Raw genomic sequence first — 18,077 nt, 5'->3', positions numbered from 1 at the left:
GGCAGTGATGGTGATCAGCCGTCGCGCGTCGAGGCGGCGTGCTCCGCGGCGAGATAACCGAACACGATCGCCGGACCGATGGTGGCTCCCGGACCGGCATAGGTGTGGCCCATGACCGGTGCACTGGTGTTGCCCGCGGCGTAGAGACCGGCGATGCCGCTCCCGTCCGCGCGCAGCACGCGGCCGTTGATGTCGGTGACCAGGCCGCCTTTGGTGCCGAGGTCGCCCGGGACGAGTTGGGCGCCGTAGAAGGGCCCGGTCTCGAGCGCACCCAGGTTCGGGTTGGGGCGTTGGCGTGGGTCACCGTAATAGCGGTCGTAGGCACTGGCGCCACGGCCGAAGTCCTCGTCGACACCGGTGTGGGCGAACGCGTTGAACCGCTCGACCGTCGCGGCGAGCCGCTCGGCGGGGACGCCGATCTTGCCGGCGAGTTCGCCGATGCTGTGGGCGCGGGTGAGGACCCCGGCGTCGAACCAGCGCCGGGGCAGCGGTTGGCGGGGCGGCAGCCCGGCGAAGAGATACCGGTTGCGGTACCGCTGGTCGAAGACCAGCCACGCCGGGATGTTGACCCCTGGGCCACTGCCCTGGCCGTTCTCCCCGCCGTACATGCGGTGCGTGGCTTCCACATAGGGCAGTGATTCGTTCATGAATCGCTCGCCGCGGGCGTTGACGATGAGGCTGCCCGGCAAGTTGCGCTCGGCCACACAGAACCAGGGTGTGCGTGGCAGTGGGATGGACGGACCCCACCAGGCATCGTCCATGAAAGCGGTCGCCGCGCCGATGGATTGTCCGGCGCGGATGCCGTCGCCGGTGTTGGCGGCCGCGCCGACGGTCCAGTCGGTTCCGATGGGTTCGCGCTGGTACTCCTTGCGCATGCGGTCGTTGTGCTCGAAGCCACCGCAGGCCAGGATCACCCCGCGGCGAGTGCTGATCAGGTGCTGTTCACCGTGACGGCGGACAACGATGCCGGCCACGCGCCCGTCGGTGACCGACAGCTCGACCAGCGCGGTGCCGAGCAGCAGCGGTACCCCCGCTTCGCTGAGCCCTTGACGCAACATCGCGCTGAGGGCTTGGCCGCGGGCGAGCAGATGCCGACCGCGCAATCTGCCCCGCAGCCATCGGGAGCCGATGCGCGCCGCGCGCAGCGGGCTTCGCGGATTGCGCAGCCCCAGATGGATCTGGCGGAAGTCGGCTTGGGTCAGCACGAAGTTGCGTGGTGCCTTGGAGTAGTCGGGCTCCATGGTGGCGAGCTCGGTGCCGAGGCGGCGCGCGTCATAGGGTTTCGGTTCTACCGAACGGCCGTGCGCGCGACCGCCCGGGACTTCCGGGTAGTAGTCGCTGTAGCCGGGGACCCAGTCCATGTCCACGGGGGTGTGGCGGGTGAGGAATTCGAATGCCTCCGGCCCGCGATCGAGATAGGTGTCGATCAACTCCGGCGCCACGTCCGCGCCGACGATGCTGGTGAGATAGGTGCGGGCGTCGGCGATCTCGTCGGCCGGTGCCTGCCGGTCGAGCACCGAGTTGCCCGGAATCCACACTCCGCCACCGGAACGAGCCGTGGAACCACCCCACCGGGTGGCCTTCTCCACGACCACGACGGACAGGCCCCGATGTGCCGCGGTGATCGCGGCGCTCATCCCGGCCGCCCCCGATCCGACGACTACGACGTCGATGTCGGCGGGGATCACGCTGTCCTGGCTCCGCACTGGTGTCATCGCGTCGCTCCCCAACGGTCGTCGATGACCGCGGAGACGGCCGCTTCGACACAGACCGCGAGTGAGGCGGCCGGATCGTCGGCGCTGCGCAGCCACTGCAGGTAGCCGAACTCGGCTGCCGCGAGCATCAGATGCACGAGCAGGCCCGGGTTGCTGTCCGCGGCCGGGTCGGTGCCCATCCGCTGCGCGACCAACTCGACCAGACGAGCGCGATGGTCGGGTGGGATCAACGCGACGCGGTCGAGCAGATGCGGCGCGGTGGCGAAAGCAGCGCGCCACTGCTCCAGTTCCGCGGTCGCGCGCTCGGTCGACCGGGCCAGAATGGTTCGGGCCAACGCGATATCGGCCGGCTCGTCCTCGGGACGCGCCTCCAATGCGACGGCGATGCCGGCTCCGCCTTCGCGCACCGGGTCGAGCAGCAGGTCTTCCTTGCTGCGTACGTGGCGAAAATACGTACTCGGCGAAACACCGGCCGCGGCGGCGATCTGCTCCGTGGTCACCTCGTCGAATCCGGACCGCACGAACAACGCGAACGCCGCCCGCTGGATATCGGCCCGGACCTGCTGCCGTTGCCGTTCACGTAAAGACACCTCAGACCTCCCTCACCGCACCGGCCCCCGAGGCCGCGCTGTGATGGAAGTATCTGGCTACATGACAGTGGCTGTCAAGGAGATTGTGTCTGTCAGGCGAAGTGGGCCGACTGGACCCGCTGTCGGCGGATCGCCACGGTGCGCGGTGGGGTGGTGGCGCACCACCGTGGGCGCGCCACCACCGGGTGCTCAGGCTCCGGACAGGATGAAGTCAGCGGCCTGTTCGCCGATGAAGACGGCCGGGGCGTTGGTGTGGCCGCGGATGATCAACGGCATCACCGACGCATCGGCAACGCGCAGACCCTCCACACCGCGGACCTTCAGCTCCGGGGTGACGACGCTGTCGGTGTCGGTGCCCATCCGGCAGGTGCCGATCGGGTGGTAGAGGGTGTGCGAGAACTGCTCGATGGTCAGCGCCATGGTCTGCTCGAGATCATCGGGGGCCTGCGGCGGGTAGATCAGCGGACCGAGCGTGCTCTTGAGCGCGGGCTGCCCGGCCAGTCCGGCGCACACCCGCAACCCGGCCATCAGAGCGGCCCGGTCGGCGCCGTCGGGATCGGACAGGTAGCGCGGATCGATCACCGGCTTGGCCGTCGGATCCGCCGAGGCCAGATCGATCCGGCCGCGGCTGCGCGGACGCAACAGGATCGCGCCCAGCACCACACCGTGTTCGGTCGCCTCGACCAGTCCCTCGTGATAGAACGGCGCAGGCGCGTAGATCAGCTCCAGATCGGGATGCTCGAGCTCGGGTTCACTGCGTACGAAGCCGTAGGCCTCACCGACATTGGAGGTGAGCATGCCGCGATGGCGGACCAGGTAGTTGGCCAGCTCGAGCAGCTTCTCGGCGCTGTAGAGCGAGTCCGATTCGACGCTGTAGCCGAGCGCGGCGATCAGGTGGTCCTGCAGGTTGGCGCCGACCTCGGGGGAGTGCGCGGTCACCTCGATGCCGTGCTCTTTCAACGCCTCGCGGTCGCCGATGCCCGACAGTTGCAGCAGCTGTGGGCTGTTCACCGCACCACCGCACAGGATCACCTCCCGCGCGGCGTGCACGGTGTGGGTCTGCCCGCCCTGCCGGTACTCGACCCCGGTGGCCCGCGTGCCGTCGAAGAGCACCCGGGTGGCCAGCGCCTCGGCCTGCACCGTGAGATTGGCGCGCTTCATGGCCGGGTGCAGGTAGGCGTCGGCGGTGCTCCAGCGCCTGCCGTCGCGCTGGGTCACCATCGTCTGGGTGAAGCCTTCGGGCGCGGGCCGATTGGCCGCCTCGAGCTGGTGACCGGCCTGCCGGGCCGCCTCGAGGAACGCGTGGGTGGACGCGCGCGGACTGCGCTGCCGCTGCACGTGCAGCGGGCCCTGGGAGCCTTCGTCGGGGAACTGCGCGTCCTGCACGTTCTCGATCTTGCGGAACTGCTCGATCGCCGCCGCGAAGTTCCACTTGTCCCCGGCCAGCAGGCCCCACTCGTCGTAGTCGGCGCGGAAACCCCGCACCCACATCATCGCGTTCATCGACGACGACCCACCGAAGGTCTTGCCGCGCGGCCAGTAGATCTCGCGGTCGCCGAGCGCGGGCTGCGGCTCGGTGCGGTAGTCCCAATCACGTTCGGTGCGGAACAGTTTCGAGAACGCCGCCGGAATATGGGCGAACTTGTCGTCGTCGGCCGGCCCCGCCTCCAGCACGACGACTGTGGTGCCCGGGTCGGCGCTGAGCCGATTCGCGAGCACCGCCCCTGCTGATCCCGAGCCGACGATCACATAATCCGCGGACGTCCCACCTGCTTGCACTGTCCAACTCCGATCCTGCACTGCATCTGTCGTTGCCAACTCGGACGCGCCCGCTCGCGGACGTGAAAAGGCCGCGAGCACAGCCGGACTCGTCGTCGGGCGGGGCGCTGCAAGCAGCGTACTGACCCCGGGCGCGCAGTGGGTGGCCCGCGTCTCAGTCGGGCTGGGCCGCGGCCGCCGCCTTGCCCGCGCGGCGACCGTAGAAACTCCCGTCGCCCAGTGATGCCCCACTGACGTACCCGCCCGCGCACAACCCTGACGTGCACCGACCCGCGGCGAACAGGCCGGGAATCGGCTCCCCGCTCACGTGCAGCACGCGCGAATCCAGGTCGGTGCGCAACCCGCCCAGTGTGAATCCGGCGGTGAACCCGCGCAGGTCGAAGCCGGCCAGCGCTCCCGAGATCGGGCGCACCCATTCGGGTTTCTTGCCGAGCAGTGGATCGCCGCCGCGTTCGGCGTGCTGGTTGTAGGTGGCGACCGTGGTCTGCAGGGTCTGCTCGGGCAGGCCCATCTCGGCCTCGAGTTCGGCCACGGTTTCGGCGACCCAGGTCGGTGGGAACCGGAAGAACGGGGTGGCGCTCTCGGTGGCCAGGGCTTCTTCGAGGGATTTCTCGTCCATCACCAGGAAGGCCTGATTGTCCTGTTGCAGCAGGGTCGCCTGCCCGATCCGGCCGGGGTAGGTGTCTTCGGGGATGTAGCGCTGCCCGCGTCCGTTGACCAGGATGCCGCGCGCCATCATCTGCGGATCACCGAAGATGGCGACCTCACTGGCGTCCATGTGCGCCAGCTCCGCGCCCAGCGCCTGGGCCAGGCGGATGCCGATGCCGTCGTGCTCCTCGATCGCCGCGCCGGGGCGGCCGCTCAGTTTCGGTGTGTAGCGGTCGATCATGTCGGTGTCGTAGGCGAAACTGCCGGTGGCCAGCACCACGCCGCCGTCGGCGCGCACGGTGATCGGAGTGCCGTAGCGGGTCGCCAGGATGCCGACCACGCGATCGTCGTCGTCGAGGATGAGCCGCCGGATGCGGGTGTCGTATTCGACGGCGATGCCGAGCTCGGCGACAGTGTCGGCGAGGGGCTTCATCAGCATGTAGCCGCCGCTGCGCTCACCGATCTTCTTGCCGGCCAGCTCCGGGACATGTCCGCGCGGTGCGGGTTTCGCGATGTCGAGGAAGGGGGCCGCGTTCTCACCGCCGGAGTACATCAGCCCTTCGTCGTGCGGGGGTTCCCAACCGGGTTCGCCCCAGAACGATTCCTTGAACGGCACGCCACAGTCGACGAGCCAGTCGTAGTGTTCGACGCTGCCCGCGCAGTAGTCGGCGATCTTGGCCGCATCGACGCCGGGTCCCAGGGCCGCGGTGAGAAAGGCGGCCATGTTGTCGGGGGTGTCGTCGAAGCCCAGCGCCCGCTGCAGTGCGGTGCCCCCGCCCAGGTAGACGAACCCGCCCGCGAGCGCGGCCGCCCCGCCCCAGCCGCCGGTGCGTTCGAGGATCAGCACTTTCGCCCCGGCGCGTGCGGCTTCGATGGCCGCGCACACCCCCGCGATGCCGTATCCGGCCACCACCACGTCGGCCTGGAAGTCCCACGCCGGCACGGTGCTCGCGCGCAGTGGCCGGACGGTATCGATCCGGGGTTGAAAGTTGGTCACAGGTGGCCTCCGGTCGTCGGTGTGTACCGAAATGGTGCCGCTTCACCGCCGACAAAACAAGAACGTGTTACAGAGTCTCCCGGCCAGCGGGACACTGAGCCGGAGCTCGAACACTCCGGTACGGTGGCGCTCGACCCGACTTCGAGAAGAAATGTGGTGCTGTTGTGGCGAATGGGAGCGTTCGAGACATCGCGGTGCACACCCTCACCGGCGAATCGACCACCTTGGGTGAACTGGCCGGCGACAAGGCGGTGCTGTTGGTCAACGTGGCCTCCAAATGCGGCCTGACCCCGCAGTACAGCGGTCTGGTGGAACTGCAGAAGACCTACGGCGAGCGCGGTTTCACCGTGATCGGCATGCCCTGCAACCAGTTCATGGGCCAGGAGCCCGGCAGTGCCGAGGAGATCCAGGAATTCTGCTCGGTCACCTACGGGGTGGACTTCCCGCTGCTGGCCAAGGCCGATGTGAACGGCGCCGACCGTCACCCGCTCTACACCGCCCTGGTCGAAACCCCCGACGCCGATGGTGCCGCCGGCGATATCCAGTGGAACTTCGAGAAGTTCCTCATCGGCCGCGACGGCACGGTGGCGGCTCGTTTCCGCCCGCGCACCACCCCTGACGACACCGCCGTGGTGCAGGCCGTCCAAGCCCAGCTCTGAACTGGTCGCGGTGCGGCGTCACCGCCGTGTGTGCCGCACCGCGACCAGTGCCAGCGCCGCCGCGACGAGACAGCCGCCACCACCGGCCAGCTGCACGGTCACCACCGCGTCGGTCACCCCGGTCGCACCCAGTGCGAAGAACAGCGATCCGAATGTCGCGACCCCCAGCACCATTCCCAACTGCACGCAGGTGATCAGAATGCCGCCGGCGTCGGCGGCCGCGGTCACCGGCATCGCCGCGAGCGCCCTGGCCATCAGCGGTGCGAACGCGAGCCCGTTGCCCACCCCGAGCAGCCCGAACGCGACCGACCCCGCGAAGCCGAGGGCCGCGCCGTCGGCCAGCAGCCATGCCAACCACCCGAGCGCACCGGCGCCGAGGACCATACCCACCGGAACAATGCCCGCGTGCCATCGCTTCGGCAGCCGCTGCCAGCACAGTCCGGCCACCGCGAAGGTCACTCCAATCGGCAGGAACTGCACCCCCGCACGCAGTGCGCTGTAGCCCAGGGCGTCCTGCAGGTGTAGCGAGATGACGAACAGCCACCCACCGAAAACGGCCATGATCACCAGCAGGGTGCCCGCCGCGGGCAGTAGCCCCGCCGCACCGACCACCTGCGGGGCGAACAACGGTTCCCGCCCACACGCGGCCATCCGCCGTTGCACAGCGGCGAACACCGCGAATCCCGCCACACCCGCGCCGAGGCACACCCACGACCACAGCGGGTAACCGAGCTCGTGCCCGACCATCAGTGGCACCACCAGCAACAACACCGCGATGGCGAGGGTGCTCAGTCCGGCGCCGTCGAGCCGCCGGTCGGTGCGCGCCACCGTATCGGGCAGTACAGCGGCAGCGGCAGCCAGTAGCACGAGCCCGAGCGGCACATTCACCAGGAACACCCCGCGCCAACTGCTGCCCGCCAGATCGGTGTCCACGATCAGCCCACCGAGCAGCTGGCCCGCCAGCAACCCACCGGACACGATCGCCGCGTACCCGCCGAGCGCCCTGGCCCGCGCCGCGCCGGTGAAGGTGCGCTGGATCATGGTCATCACCTGCGGCACCATGGCGGCGGCCGCGGCACCCTGCGCGCACCGGAACACGATGAGCGACAGCTCGTCCCAGGCCAGCCCGCAGGCCAGCGAGGCGATGGTGAACCCGGCCAGCCCGGCGAGGAACACCCGCCGCGGGGTGTAGCGCTCGCCCAGTCGAGCGCCGGTCATCAGCAGCACCGCGTACGCGATCACATATCCGGTGACGATCAGCTGCAACCCGGCTCCACCGGCCCCGAGGTCGGTACGGAGGGCGGGTATCGCGACGTTGACGATCGAGGCGTCGAGTACGGCCATGAACTGGCCGACGAGGATGACGACGAGCACGGCCACCGACCGTTTGCTCGCCGGGGGAGTGGGCGCCGGAATCGGCGTGAATGCCTGAATCATCCGCTGAGCGTGCGGTGTCGGCGCCAGTGCGGCCAGTAGCCCAGCTGTCCCGGTACCCGCACTACCCGGCAGCACTCATCGGGATTGCTTCTGTACCAATGGAACCGATGCTCTACGCTGGTTTTCGTACATTCGGCCCGATGCCCGGAGGCGCTCCCGATGCCGCAACCCTCTCCCGCCTACCCCAGCTCCGTTCCGGTGGGTGTGGACACCACCAGAGCCAGTATCGCCCGCGTCTATGACGCCGCCCTCAACGGCAAGGACAACTACGAGGTGGACCGCGAGGTGCTCGCGCAGGTGCGTTCGGTCGCACCGCAGGTCAACGACCTGGCCTGGGCCAACCGCGATTTCCTGATCCGGGTGTGCCGTTTCCTGGCCAGGGCGGGCGTGGACCAGTTCCTCGACCTCGGGTCCGGGCTGCCCACCGCGGAGAACACCCACCAGGTGGTGCAGCGGGTGAGCCCGCAGTCGCGCGTGGTCTACGTGGACAACGATCCGTCGGTGCTGGTGCACGGTCAGGCGTTGCTGGCCAGCAACAGCCGCACCCGCATCGCCGAGGCCGACATCTTCCGTCCCCTCGATGTGCTCGGCAACGCCACCGTCCGCCAGGAACTGGACTTCACCCGCCCCCTGGCTCTGTTCCACATCGGCACCCTGCACCACTACCTGGGCGAGGACGGCCCCACGCTGATGCAGAACTACATCGACGCGCTACCTTCGGGTTCGTTCGTCGCGATCGCGCACTTCCACGACCCGGAAACCGCGGAGTACAGCGAGCTGGCCCGCAAGATGGAGGAGAAGTTCATCCACAGCCCCATGGGCAGTGGCCGCTTCCGCACCCGCGACGAAATCCAGGCGCTGTTCGGCGATCTGGAAATGGTGGAGCCCGGCCTGGTCCGCTGCGACGACTGGTGGGCCGACGGCCCGCACCTCACCCCGCTGTCCAACGTCCGCAACTGCATCCTCGGCGGTGTCGGCCGCAAACGCTGAACCCGCTGACCCGCGCCGGCCCCGCACACTCGGTGCGGGGCCGGCCGGTCTCAGGGTTTGACGGGTCTCTTCTCCCTCGGCGTCACGGTGAGCACTTCGACGTCCTCGCGCAAGGCTCGCACCAGCGACCACATCATGAAGAACGCCAGAATGTGGAACGGCAGGCCCGCTACCGTGATGACTTCTCGCAGCGCTTCCAACCCGGTGCTGCCGGTGGTGGCCGCCAGCAGCGTGCCACCGACCACGCCTTCGGTGATCGCCCAGAACACGCGCTGCCGTGTCGGACTTCCCGTTTCCTGCTCGCCGGAGCACAGCATGTCGACCACCAGCGACGCCGAGTCGGAGGAGGTGGTGAAGAAGATGACCACGATCAGGACCGAGAAGGCGACCATCAAGGTGGTCAACGGGAAGTTCTCCAGGAAGGTGAACAAGGCGAACGGCGCGCCACCGCCGCCGCCCGCGGTGTCCATTTCCTCGACCAGGCCGCCGCCGCCGTTGATCTCGATATCGATCGCGGACAGTCCGAAGATCGAGAACCACACGATCGTGAATGCCGTCGGCGCTGCCAGCACACCGAGCACGAAGTCACGAATGGTGCGGCCTTTGGAGATTCGGGCGACGAAGATGCCGACGAACGGGGCCCAGGTGATGGTCCACGCCCAGTAGAACACCGTCCAATCGCCCTGCCAGCCCCAGCTGCGGTTCTCCAGCAGGTTCGCGTAACTGTCGTTCCAGAAGGAAAGCCCGACCAGTTCGCCCAGATAATTGCCGAAGGTCTCGAAGATTCCCCGGGCGAGGAACAGGCTGGACCCGGCGACGAATACGAAGATCAGCAAGGCGATGGCCATCATGATGTTGAGGTTGGACAGGCGTTTGATGCCTTTGTCCAGCCCGACCGCGACCGACAGTGTCGCGATCGCCGTCACCACCGCGATGATCGTGATCTGTGTCCCTTTGCCCACCGGGATCGAGTCGCTCAGGTAGTTCAACCCACTGTTGATCTGCAATGTGCCGAGCCCGATAGAAGTGGCGACACCGAACAGGGTGCCCAGCACCGCCAGAATGTCGATCGCCTTCCCGATCGGCCCGTAGATGCGGTCACCGAGCAGCGGATGAAACGCCGAGCTCATGCGCATCGGCAGCCCGCGCCGGTAGATGAAGTAGGCGAACGCCAGGGCCGGCAGGCAGAAGATCGCCCAGGTGTGCAGGCCGAGGTGGTAGAGCGAAAAGGCCATCGCGTCGTCGGCCGCTGCGACCGATTCGGGCTCCACGCCCTCACGCGGGGGGTTGCCGAAGTGCGAGATCGGCTCGGCGACACCCCAGAACATCAGTACGGTGCCGATGCCCGCCGCGAACAACATGCCGAACCAGGACAGATTACTGTATTCGGGCTTCGAGTCCTGCGCGCCGAGTCGCACATTGCCGTACTTGCTGAGCGCGATCCAGATCAGGAACAGCAGCATGCCGGTGACGCTGAAGATGAAGAACCAGCTCAGGTTGGTGACGATCCAGTCCTTGGCCGCTTTGGAGCCGTCATTGAGCGGTTTGGTGAACACGATCGCGGTGAAGACGAACAACGCGACCAGCCCCGCCGAAATGAAGAAGATATAGGGGTCGGTGCGTAATCCGAATCCGGTGTAAACGTGTTGCCGGCGTTTGGGCGGATCGACTCGTGGCACGACCACCACTCCCCTTCAGCAGCAGACCTGGTCGGAAGTTCCGACACGTGCCGATGATGATGACATGGCGCAGTTCCCGGCGTGGGTAATGCCACGCGTTCGTAACAAGGGTGAAGCTGGAGTCCCCGGCGCGTCGAACCGTGGTAGACCAGTCGCGCGGATACGGGTACCGCTGGCACCTGGATACCAGCAACGAAGTTCGCGACAATGGCCGGATGAGCGAAACGGCCGGCACGCGCGCGCACCGTGCGACCAAGCGGGTGCAGCTCGCCGAGTTCCTGAAGTCGCGCCGCGCCCGGATCACCCCCGCGGATGTCGGTCTGCTGCCGGGCCCGCGCCGGCGCACGCCAGGGCTACGTCGCGAAGAAGTCGCTCAGCTTTCGGGAATCGGCATCACCTGGTACACGTGGCTCGAACAGGGCAGGCCCATCAACGCCAGTGTCCAAGTGCTGGACGCGATCGCGCGCACGTTGCGACTAGATCCGGCGGAGCGGGCTCACCTCTACCGGCTTGCCGACATGCCCACCGTGCCCACAACGGTGGGCACGGAGGTCGCGATACCACCGGGTGTCCCGCTCATCCTCGAACGACTGGACCCGCTGCCCGCGGCATTGGTGAGCCCCAAATTCGATGTCCTCGCACAGAACGGCTCCTATCGGAAGTTGTTTCCCGGTTTCACCGACAACGTGCTGCGCCGGGTGTTCTTGACGCCCGATTGCTGTAATCCATACGCGCGCAATGCCGACGACCTGCGCAGGATGGTGGCCTACTTGCGCGGCGCCTACGCCAAGCATTTCGACGACCCGCAGTGGCAGCACCTGGTGAACGAGTTGTGTGCCCGCAGCCGAGATTTCGCGACGTTGTGGGCGAGCAACGATGTGGCGGTGCCGGTCAGCCTGATCAAGCAGGCGCGGCACCCGGCCATCGGATCGATCACGCTGCACCTCACCAATCTGGCACTGCCGTTGATCGACGGTGCCTGGATACAGATCTTCACCCCGGTCGACGAGGAACAGGACGCAAGACTGGCCACGTTGCTCGCGATGAGCGACGAGCAACGTGACGCATCATGGGCCGACCACGCCGCGCAGTGGCACGTGCCGGCCGAGGGTCGCAGCGCGCACGTCGTGTTGTCTTAGGCGAACTGGAAAGTGCGCCAAGGGAAGTGGAGTTGTGGATGCTCCGGTACTATCGCCGACGGGAGAGCGGGAGATGTCCGATGGCCTGCGCGGTTTGTCGCGGGCAGCGGCAGCTGCGGCTGCCTCACACAGCGATATATCACCATCTCCAGGGGACGAACCTTGATCGACACCACAACCCACCCCACCCCACGCCGCCGGTCCGCCCGGCGTTCCGGCCTCTCCTCGGTGGTCGCGGTCGCCGCCCTGTGCGCGGCGCTGGTCACCGGCTGCTCCTCGGCGGAATCGACCACCGCGGCGCCGCCGACCGGTCAGTTGCCCGACGGCGCGCAGCTCGTGCAGGAGTCGGCCAAGACCACCCGGACCCTGCACAACGTGCACTTGGACATCGACGTGCAGAATCTGCCCGACCTGCCGGTGGAAACCGTCTCGGCCGACGTCACCGACGAAACCCAGGGTTCGGGCGCCGCCGTGGGTGAGGCGAAGGTGAAGCTCGGGCCGGAAGACCCCTTCACCGAGGCGAAGTTCCTGGTGGTCGACAAGGTGCTCTACACCGAGAACGACGGCCGCTACGTGCCCGTGGGCCCGGCGGAGAAGGTTTACGATCCGGGCGTCATCCTGGACAAGGACAAGGGCATCGCCAATGTGATCGCCAATATCGCGAACCCGAAGACCGAGGCCCGTGAGGTCATCGACGGTATCGACACCGTGCGCGTGAGCGGCACCATCGACGCCGCCGTGATCGACCCGATCGTGCCGCGTATCGGCCAGAACGCCGGCACCATGCCGATCACGGTGTGGATCCAGGACACCGCCCCGCCGGCCTCGGATTCCACCAAGCCCGCGGACGCCGCTTCCACCGGTGAGGGCCCGAACCTGGTGCGCGCCGTGGTGCAGAAGGATCAGGGCAAGGTCACCGTCGGCCTGTCGAACTGGGCCGAGCCGGTCAACATCGTCAAGCCCGCGAGCTGATCGGCGCCGGTCACCGGATTCCACCCCACACCGGTCCGGGAGCGCGGAACCCGGCACACAGTGCCCTCCGCCGCCCCGGGCCGGTGTGGCGTCTGGGTGTCGAATGCGAGCGATGAATTCGGTACGCGCACAACCGCCCGCACCTTCGACATCGTCGTCGCCGTGCTGATCTTCGCCTACTTCGCGGTACCTGGGGACGCTGATCAACGCGGCTGTTTCACCGAAACCGCAGATCGATGACCTGCTCGAGCGTTTCGCGCTGACCGCCCTGGTGATCCTGATAGCGGTGTGCTGTCGCAGTTGCCGCTGATCCGGCTGGCACAGGGCCACGGTGGCCCCACTCCGCCCCGGCCGTCCGGGCATCGAGGGCCATCCGGCGCACCCGGGCGCGCGTCCCGGGGCCGGACCCGATGTGAACGGCAACAAGTGACTCGACCACGGCGCCACCGACCAGCGCCCGGTGCCGCCGGCTCCGCCACCCGGTGCCGCCGGGTCCGCCACCCGGCGGCGGCGACGAGGCCGAGGACTGTGTCCGCGGTGTCAGGCGATGTGGCGGTGGGCGGTGTGCAGTTGTGTCATCGGCGGTCGGTCGGCCAGGCTGACCTCCGACGGTGTTCGGCACCAACCGGTTTCGCTCGGCAGGAACTGCACGAGGCCGAATCCGGAGTCACGGATACCGAGCCGATCCAGCAGGGTCGCCACGACCTGCCGGCTCAGCACGGCGAGCTCGTGGGTCGACCGCTGCCGGTGCACGCGGACGCCGAGGTCCACCTGGTCGATGGCCGACAGCCCGCGCCGCTGCCAGCAGTCGATCAGGATGCCGATCTCGGCGCCGTACCCACTGGCGATGGAGATCTCGGCGAGAAACGCGCGACTGGCGGCGTATTCACCACCCAGCGGCTGCACGATCTCGGCCAGTGCGGGCGCCAGGGCGGTGAGCAGCGGCCGCGCCACCAGCTGCGTGAGTCGGCCGCCGTCGTCGGCGTCATCGCTCACCGGGCTGCGGTAGAAGCCCTTCACCAGTGCGACACCCGGGTCGGTGAGCAGTGGCGCGATCAGATCGGGCACCAGCTGCGGGTCCGGTTCGACGAGGTCGGCGTCGAGATAGACGATGAAGTCACCGGTGCACACCGCGAGCGAACGCCACACCACCTCGCCCTTACCCGGTCGCGGCGCAACCCCCGGCATCGCATCTTCGCGCGAGTAGACCGCGGCACCGGCGGCACGAGCCCGTGCAACGGTGCGATCGGTGGATCCCGCGTCGAGCACGATCACCTCATCGACCAGGCCACCGAGCAGCGGCCGCACCGCAGCCACCACTGCGGCGACCGTGTCCTCGTCGTCGAGCGCGGGCACCACCACCGAGACCCGTCGACCCAGCTTGCGGTCGATCAGCTCACCGACGTTCATGGCGACCAGTGAACGCCATACCCCGGCCCGCCGCCACCGCTGTGCGCATTTGCTGTGATCAGGGCCAACCGGCCGCCCACAGGCGCTATCGGAACCGACAACCCGGACCGGCGACGCGGGTACGGTGGGCACTGTTCGCCCCCGGTGGCGAGTACGCCGTACGGCAGCCGATCGACTGAGGAGCGGACTTCATGAGTGGGAACGCGATCGTGGCCCAGGTGACGAAGGGATCCAAGACCGACCTCGTCGATGACAGGTACACGGTGCGCATCGACGTCGAGAGTCCGGCGGGCGCGGTGGACGTGTCGGCGGTGCTGGTGACCGCGGACGGCAAGGTCCGTTCCGATGCCGACTTCGTGTTCTTCAACAATCCGTTCGCGCCGGGTGTGCGGATGGAGTCCGACGCTGTTGTCGCGGTGGAGCTCTCCGCGCTGCCCGCCGACGTGCACCGGGTGGTGATCGCCGGCAGCACCGAGGCACAGAGCATCCGGTTCGGTGAGGTCGCCGGATTACGGGTCTCTGTCGTCGGTGACAGCCGAACGGCCACTTTCGTGCCGCCCGGACTCGACACCGAAACGGTGCTGCAGGCGGTGGCACTGTACCGGCGGGGAAGCGGTTGGCGGCTCGACGCGATCGGGCAGGGCTACAGCGCCGGGCTGGCGGCCTTCGCGACAGAACACGGCATCACCGTCGACGAGGAACCCGCCGAGCCGGCGCCGGCGCCGGTACCTGTTGTGCCGCAACAGGCACAGCCTCCCGCCCCCGCCATCGACCTGCGCAAGGTCGATGTCGTGCTCACCAAGGAGTCCCCGGACAAACGAGCCAGCATCGACCTGCGCAAGGGCGAACCCGGCCACGTGCTCACCGTCGGTCTCGAATGGGACGGTCGTGGCGCGAAGTACGACCCCCACGGCCGGCCGACCGAATTCGGCGTCGGCGACCTGGACGTGTACTTCTTCTGCCGCAACGAGGAAACGGGCGACTATGTCGTGATCAGCGGCGAGAAGGGGCACCAGGGCGATCTGGGCACCTGGCCGTTCGTGCACCATCACGGCGACAGCCGCGGGCCCGGCTCGAACAATCAACCCGCGGCCGAACAGGTCACCGTGCGGCCCACCGAAAACGGTGACCTCCTGCTCAACGTCTACCAGTCCATCGACAACGGCGGCGGCGCGATCGACAAGTTCGGCCGCCCCCGCGTGCGAGTCCGTTACGGTCGTCCGGGCCCGGACGGGCTCCCGGACGAGGACGCCGACCAGATCACCGTGGTGATCGGCAACGGGAAGAGCTCCTTCTGGGCGACCGTCGCCCACATCGATGTCCAGGACGGGATCCTCACCGTCGACGGCACCACGCACTACAGTCGCGCTTTCAGTGAGCGCATGCCGGTGCTCGACACCGACGGCAACTGGGTTCGCTCGGCCAAGAACGGCCCTGTCGGCCGCAGCAAAAAGTCCAATGGTCTGGGCTTGAGCCGCTACGAAGGGCAGTGCCCCGCCCCCCGCTGAGGCCGAAAGGCGCCGTGGCGCAACGGTCGGGAAGTCGAGGGACAGTTGCGTTAGAGTCCGCACATGAAGGCGGCGCTACATGCACGATACGGTTCTCCGGAAGTGGTCCACGTCGCCGAGGTGGCCCAGCCGCGGCCCGGTACCGGCGACGTGCTCGTCCGCGTTCAGGCGAGCACGGTGAACCGGACCGACTGCGCGTACCGGGCGGCCCGGCCCTTTCTCGTCCGGTCCTTCACCGGCCTGCTACGGCCGAAGCGGCCGATTCTCGGCACCGAGTTCGCGGGCGAAGTCGTCGAGGCCGGGGCCGCGGTGACCGCCTTCGCCGTCGGCGATCGGGTCTTCGGCTACAACGAGGGGCCGTTCGGATGCCACGCCGAGTACTTGTCGATTCCGGAAACCGGTTCGCTGGCGAAGATCCCCGCGGGCCTCGGTCCCGAAGCAGTCGCGCCCGCGACCGAAGGCGCGCACTACGCGCTGACGCTGCTCGACGCGGCGGCGGTCGGCAGCGGACATCAGGTGCTGGTCAACGGCGCGACCGGCGCCATCGGTTCCGCGGCCGTCCAGTTGGCGAAAGTCCGTGGCGCCGAGGTGACGGCGGTGTGTGATTCCGAGCGGATGGATCTGGTCAGCGGGTTGGGTGCGGATCGGGTGATCGACTACACCGCCGAGGATTTCACGGCCGCGGACCGCGCCTACGACGTGGTCATCGATGCGGTGGGCAAGAGCTCGTTCGGCGGTTGCGCGCGTGTGCTGAGGCCGGCGGGCGTGTACTTGTCGTCGGAGGCGGGCAGGTACGGCCAGAACCTGCTGCTGGCGGCGGTGACGCGGTTGATCGGGCGCAAGAAGGTCGTCTTCGCAGTTCCGAAGCACGATCAGGCGATGGTGCGGTACCTGGCGCAGCTGCTGACCACCGGGGAGTTCACCCCGGTCATCGACCGGCAGTACCCCTTGGCCGAGATCGTGGACGCCTACCGGTATGTGGAGGGCGGCCACAAGACGGGCAACGTGGTGATCACCGTAGGGTCCGTGTGAGCCCAGCACCCAGGACGGGCAGATCACCGAGTGACCCTACTCTTGCGTGAGGGTAGGTTTGTGGCGAATTCGGCGCGGTCACAACGGCGGCGGTGGTGAACAGAGGTATGGAGGTCCACAGTGCGGTCGAAATTCAGTACCACGACGCCGGCGTTGCTGCGGTGAGCGCTCGCTTCGAAGAACTGGGATGGCGGCAGACGCCGATGGGGGAGCTCAGTCTGCGCCGGCGCTTCGATCCGACCGTGCGGATGGACGTGTTCGAGGTCAAGCTCGACGACGAGTACCTGATGTCGAGCCTGTTCACCGTTGCCGAACGGGAATTGGCGCGCCTGGGCCTGGCGCGGACCGCGGGTACGGAACTGGACGTGGTCGTCGGCGGACTCGGGCTCGGTTACACCGCGTGGGAGGCGTTGACGGACGGTCGGGTTCGATCGTTGACCGTCATCGAATTCTCGGAGGCGGTGATCGACTGGCACGAGCGGGAGCTGCTGCCCGACACGGCCGGCTTGGCCACCGAGGCCAGAGTGGGCCTGCGATGCGCCGACTTCTTCGCGGCCGCGGCCGGTGGCGAGGGTTTCGACCCGGACCGGCCCGGCCGGAAGTTCGACGCGATCCTGCTCGATATCGACCATTCCCCCCGCCATGTCCTGCACCGACCGCACGCGGCCTTCTACACCCCAGATGGGCTGCGGCAGCTGTCCGCGCACCTCGGGGCCGGCGGCACCTTCGCGATGTGGTCCGACGACCCGCCCGACGCGGAGTTCGTGTCGGCTCTGTCGGCGGTCTTCCGTGACGTCGCGGCCGAGCGGGTGTTCTTCGACAACCCGCTCACCCAGGGGCGCTCGTCGGCCACGATCTACCTCGCGACGCGGGCGTGAACCGGTGACCGCAGCGCCCCACCGAGTCGGCGCTCCATCTCTCAGTGCGCGCCGGTGAGGTGGCCGCTGAGGCGTCCGTGACGTTCCTCGGAGGCTTGGTTGAGGCCGATGATCTCGACGTTCTTGCCCTTGGACTCGTACTTGGTGGTGATCGCGTCCAGGGTCGCCACGGTGGAGGCGTCCCAGATGTGGGCGCCGGACATGTCGATGATGACGTTGTGTGGGTCGTCGACGTAGTCGAACTGGTAGATCAGGTCGTTGCTCGAGGCGAAGAACAGTTCGCCGACGACCTTGTAGACCCTGGTGTCGATATTGCCGTCGCGATCGATATCGGCTTCGTGCACCTTGATCACCTCGGTGAAGTGGGCGACACGGTGCGCGAAGGCGACCATGGCGGTGAGGACGCCTGCGATCACGCCGAAGGCGAGGTTGTGGCTGGCCACGGTGACCGCGACGGTCACGAGCATGACGATGGTTTCGCTCTTGGGCATGCGCCGCAGCGTCTTGGGGGTGATCGAGTGCCAGTCCATGGTGCCGACTGAGACCATGATCATCACCGCGACCAGCGCAGCCATCGGGATCAACGCGACCACGTCACCGAGCCCGACGACGAGGATGAGCAGGAACACACCGGCCAGGAACGT

15 protein-coding genes are annotated in these 18,077 nt (G+C 67.9%); 7 read left to right on the top strand and 8 right to left on the bottom strand.

From position 1 onward, the window contains the following. Positions 1-14 precede the first annotated feature (14 nt). From kstD to ACFO5K_RS01060, 4 genes are all read right to left on the bottom strand, one after another. Positions 15-1,715, bottom strand: coding sequence for a 3-oxosteroid 1-dehydrogenase (gene kstD / locus ACFO5K_RS01075; protein WP_378555200.1), 1,701 nt, complete (start codon positions 1,713-1,715; stop codon positions 15-17). Continuing rightward, complete coding sequence (locus ACFO5K_RS01070) at positions 1,712-2,305, bottom strand: TetR/AcrR family transcriptional regulator (RefSeq protein WP_378555199.1); 594 nt, start codon at positions 2,303-2,305, stop codon at positions 1,712-1,714. The genes kstD and ACFO5K_RS01070 overlap by 4 nt, the downstream gene beginning before the upstream one ends. Before the next feature lie 189 nt (positions 2,306-2,494). Beyond that, positions 2,495-4,084 (bottom strand): GMC family oxidoreductase, encoded by a 1,590-nt coding sequence (locus ACFO5K_RS01065; protein ID WP_378555198.1) that lies wholly within the window; start codon positions 4,082-4,084, stop codon positions 2,495-2,497. 154 nt (positions 4,085-4,238) lie between these two features. Further along, entirely contained in the window at positions 4,239-5,729 is a 1,491-nt protein-coding gene (locus ACFO5K_RS01060) for an FAD-dependent oxidoreductase (RefSeq protein WP_378555197.1), read from the bottom strand. A 164-nt stretch (positions 5,730-5,893) separates the two neighbouring features. Here ACFO5K_RS01060 and ACFO5K_RS01055 point away from each other — a divergent pair, with 164 nt between their 5' ends. Next, the gene (locus ACFO5K_RS01055) at positions 5,894-6,388 is read left to right on the top strand and encodes a glutathione peroxidase (RefSeq protein WP_378555196.1); all 495 of its coding nucleotides are present in this window, start codon (positions 5,894-5,896) and stop codon (positions 6,386-6,388) included. A gap of 18 nt (positions 6,389-6,406) precedes the next feature. Here ACFO5K_RS01055 and ACFO5K_RS01050 read toward each other — a convergent pair whose 3' ends face one another. After that, positions 6,407-7,825, bottom strand: a complete 1,419-nt coding sequence (locus ACFO5K_RS01050) for an MFS transporter (protein WP_378555195.1) — start codon at positions 7,823-7,825, stop codon at positions 6,407-6,409. Between the two features lie 159 nt (positions 7,826-7,984). Here ACFO5K_RS01050 and ACFO5K_RS01045 point away from each other — a divergent pair, with 159 nt between their 5' ends. Continuing rightward, positions 7,985-8,815 carry an SAM-dependent methyltransferase gene (locus ACFO5K_RS01045; RefSeq protein ID WP_378555194.1) on the top strand — a complete coding sequence of 277 codons (831 nt, stop codon included), beginning with the start codon at positions 7,985-7,987 and terminating at the stop codon, positions 8,813-8,815. A gap of 50 nt (positions 8,816-8,865) precedes the next feature. Here the strand turns inward: ACFO5K_RS01045 and ACFO5K_RS01040 are convergent, their stop codons facing one another. Further along, positions 8,866-10,494, bottom strand: coding sequence for a BCCT family transporter (locus tag ACFO5K_RS01040; RefSeq protein ID WP_378555193.1), 1,629 nt, complete (start codon positions 10,492-10,494; stop codon positions 8,866-8,868). Between the two features lie 215 nt (positions 10,495-10,709). On the opposite strand from ACFO5K_RS01040, the gene ACFO5K_RS01035 reads away from it, so the two are divergent. Together ACFO5K_RS01035 and ACFO5K_RS01030 are read left to right on the top strand one after the other, a co-directional pair. After that, positions 10,710-11,633, top strand: a complete 924-nt coding sequence (locus ACFO5K_RS01035) for a helix-turn-helix transcriptional regulator (RefSeq protein ID WP_378555192.1) — start codon at positions 10,710-10,712, stop codon at positions 11,631-11,633. 162 nt (positions 11,634-11,795) lie between these two features. Further along, positions 11,796-12,605: an LppX_LprAFG lipoprotein gene (locus ACFO5K_RS01030; RefSeq protein WP_378555191.1), complete on the top strand. Its 810-nt coding sequence runs from the start codon at positions 11,796-11,798 to the stop codon at positions 12,603-12,605. A gap of 540 nt (positions 12,606-13,145) precedes the next feature. On the opposite strand, the gene ACFO5K_RS01025 is transcribed toward ACFO5K_RS01030, so the two are convergent. Next, positions 13,146-14,147 (bottom strand): glucosyl-3-phosphoglycerate synthase, encoded by a 1,002-nt coding sequence (locus ACFO5K_RS01025; protein ID WP_378555190.1) that lies wholly within the window; start codon positions 14,145-14,147, stop codon positions 13,146-13,148. A gap of 59 nt (positions 14,148-14,206) precedes the next feature. Here ACFO5K_RS01025 and ACFO5K_RS01020 point away from each other — a divergent pair, with 59 nt between their 5' ends. From ACFO5K_RS01020 to ACFO5K_RS01010, 3 genes are all read left to right on the top strand, one after another. Beyond that, positions 14,207-15,523, top strand: a complete 1,317-nt coding sequence (locus tag ACFO5K_RS01020) for a TerD family protein (RefSeq protein WP_378555189.1) — start codon at positions 14,207-14,209, stop codon at positions 15,521-15,523. A 63-nt stretch (positions 15,524-15,586) separates the two neighbouring features. Beyond that, a complete protein-coding gene (locus tag ACFO5K_RS01015; RefSeq protein ID WP_378555188.1) occupies positions 15,587-16,555 on the top strand; it encodes an NAD(P)-dependent alcohol dehydrogenase in 969 nt (322 codons plus the stop codon). 95 nt (positions 16,556-16,650) lie between these two features. After that, on the top strand, positions 16,651-17,433 hold the full coding sequence (locus tag ACFO5K_RS01010; RefSeq protein ID WP_378555187.1) for a spermidine synthase: 783 nt from the start codon (positions 16,651-16,653) through the stop codon (positions 17,431-17,433). A gap of 41 nt (positions 17,434-17,474) precedes the next feature. Here the strand turns inward: ACFO5K_RS01010 and ACFO5K_RS01005 are convergent. Next, a partial coding sequence (locus tag ACFO5K_RS01005; protein ID WP_378555186.1) for a SulP family inorganic anion transporter occupies positions 17,475-18,077 on the bottom strand: 603 nt, incomplete at its 5' end.

It is taken from the genome of Nocardia halotolerans, from assembly GCF_042650145.1.
Lineage (GTDB): Bacteria > Actinomycetota > Actinomycetes > Mycobacteriales > Mycobacteriaceae > Nocardia > Nocardia halotolerans.
This window is presented reverse-complemented; position numbering and strand designations above follow the sequence as displayed.

What these genes read in the sequence shown, in the direction of transcription:
- kstD (WP_378555200.1), bottom strand. Translation starts at nt 1,715, where the DNA reads ATGACACCAGTGCGGAGCCAGGACAGCGTGATCCCCGCCGACATCGAC.
- ACFO5K_RS01050 (WP_378555195.1), bottom strand. Translation starts at nt 7,825, where the DNA reads ATGATTCAGGCATTCACGCCGATTCCGGCGCCCACTCCCCCGGCGAGC.
- ACFO5K_RS01045 (WP_378555194.1), top strand. Translation starts at nt 7,985, where the DNA reads ATGCCGCAACCCTCTCCCGCCTACCCCAGCTCCGTTCCGGTGGGTGTG.
- ACFO5K_RS01035 (WP_378555192.1), top strand. Translation starts at nt 10,710, where the DNA reads ATGAGCGAAACGGCCGGCACGCGCGCGCACCGTGCGACCAAGCGGGTG.
- ACFO5K_RS01020 (WP_378555189.1), top strand. Translation starts at nt 14,207, where the DNA reads ATGAGTGGGAACGCGATCGTGGCCCAGGTGACGAAGGGATCCAAGACC.
- ACFO5K_RS01015 (WP_378555188.1), top strand. Translation starts at nt 15,587, where the DNA reads ATGAAGGCGGCGCTACATGCACGATACGGTTCTCCGGAAGTGGTCCAC.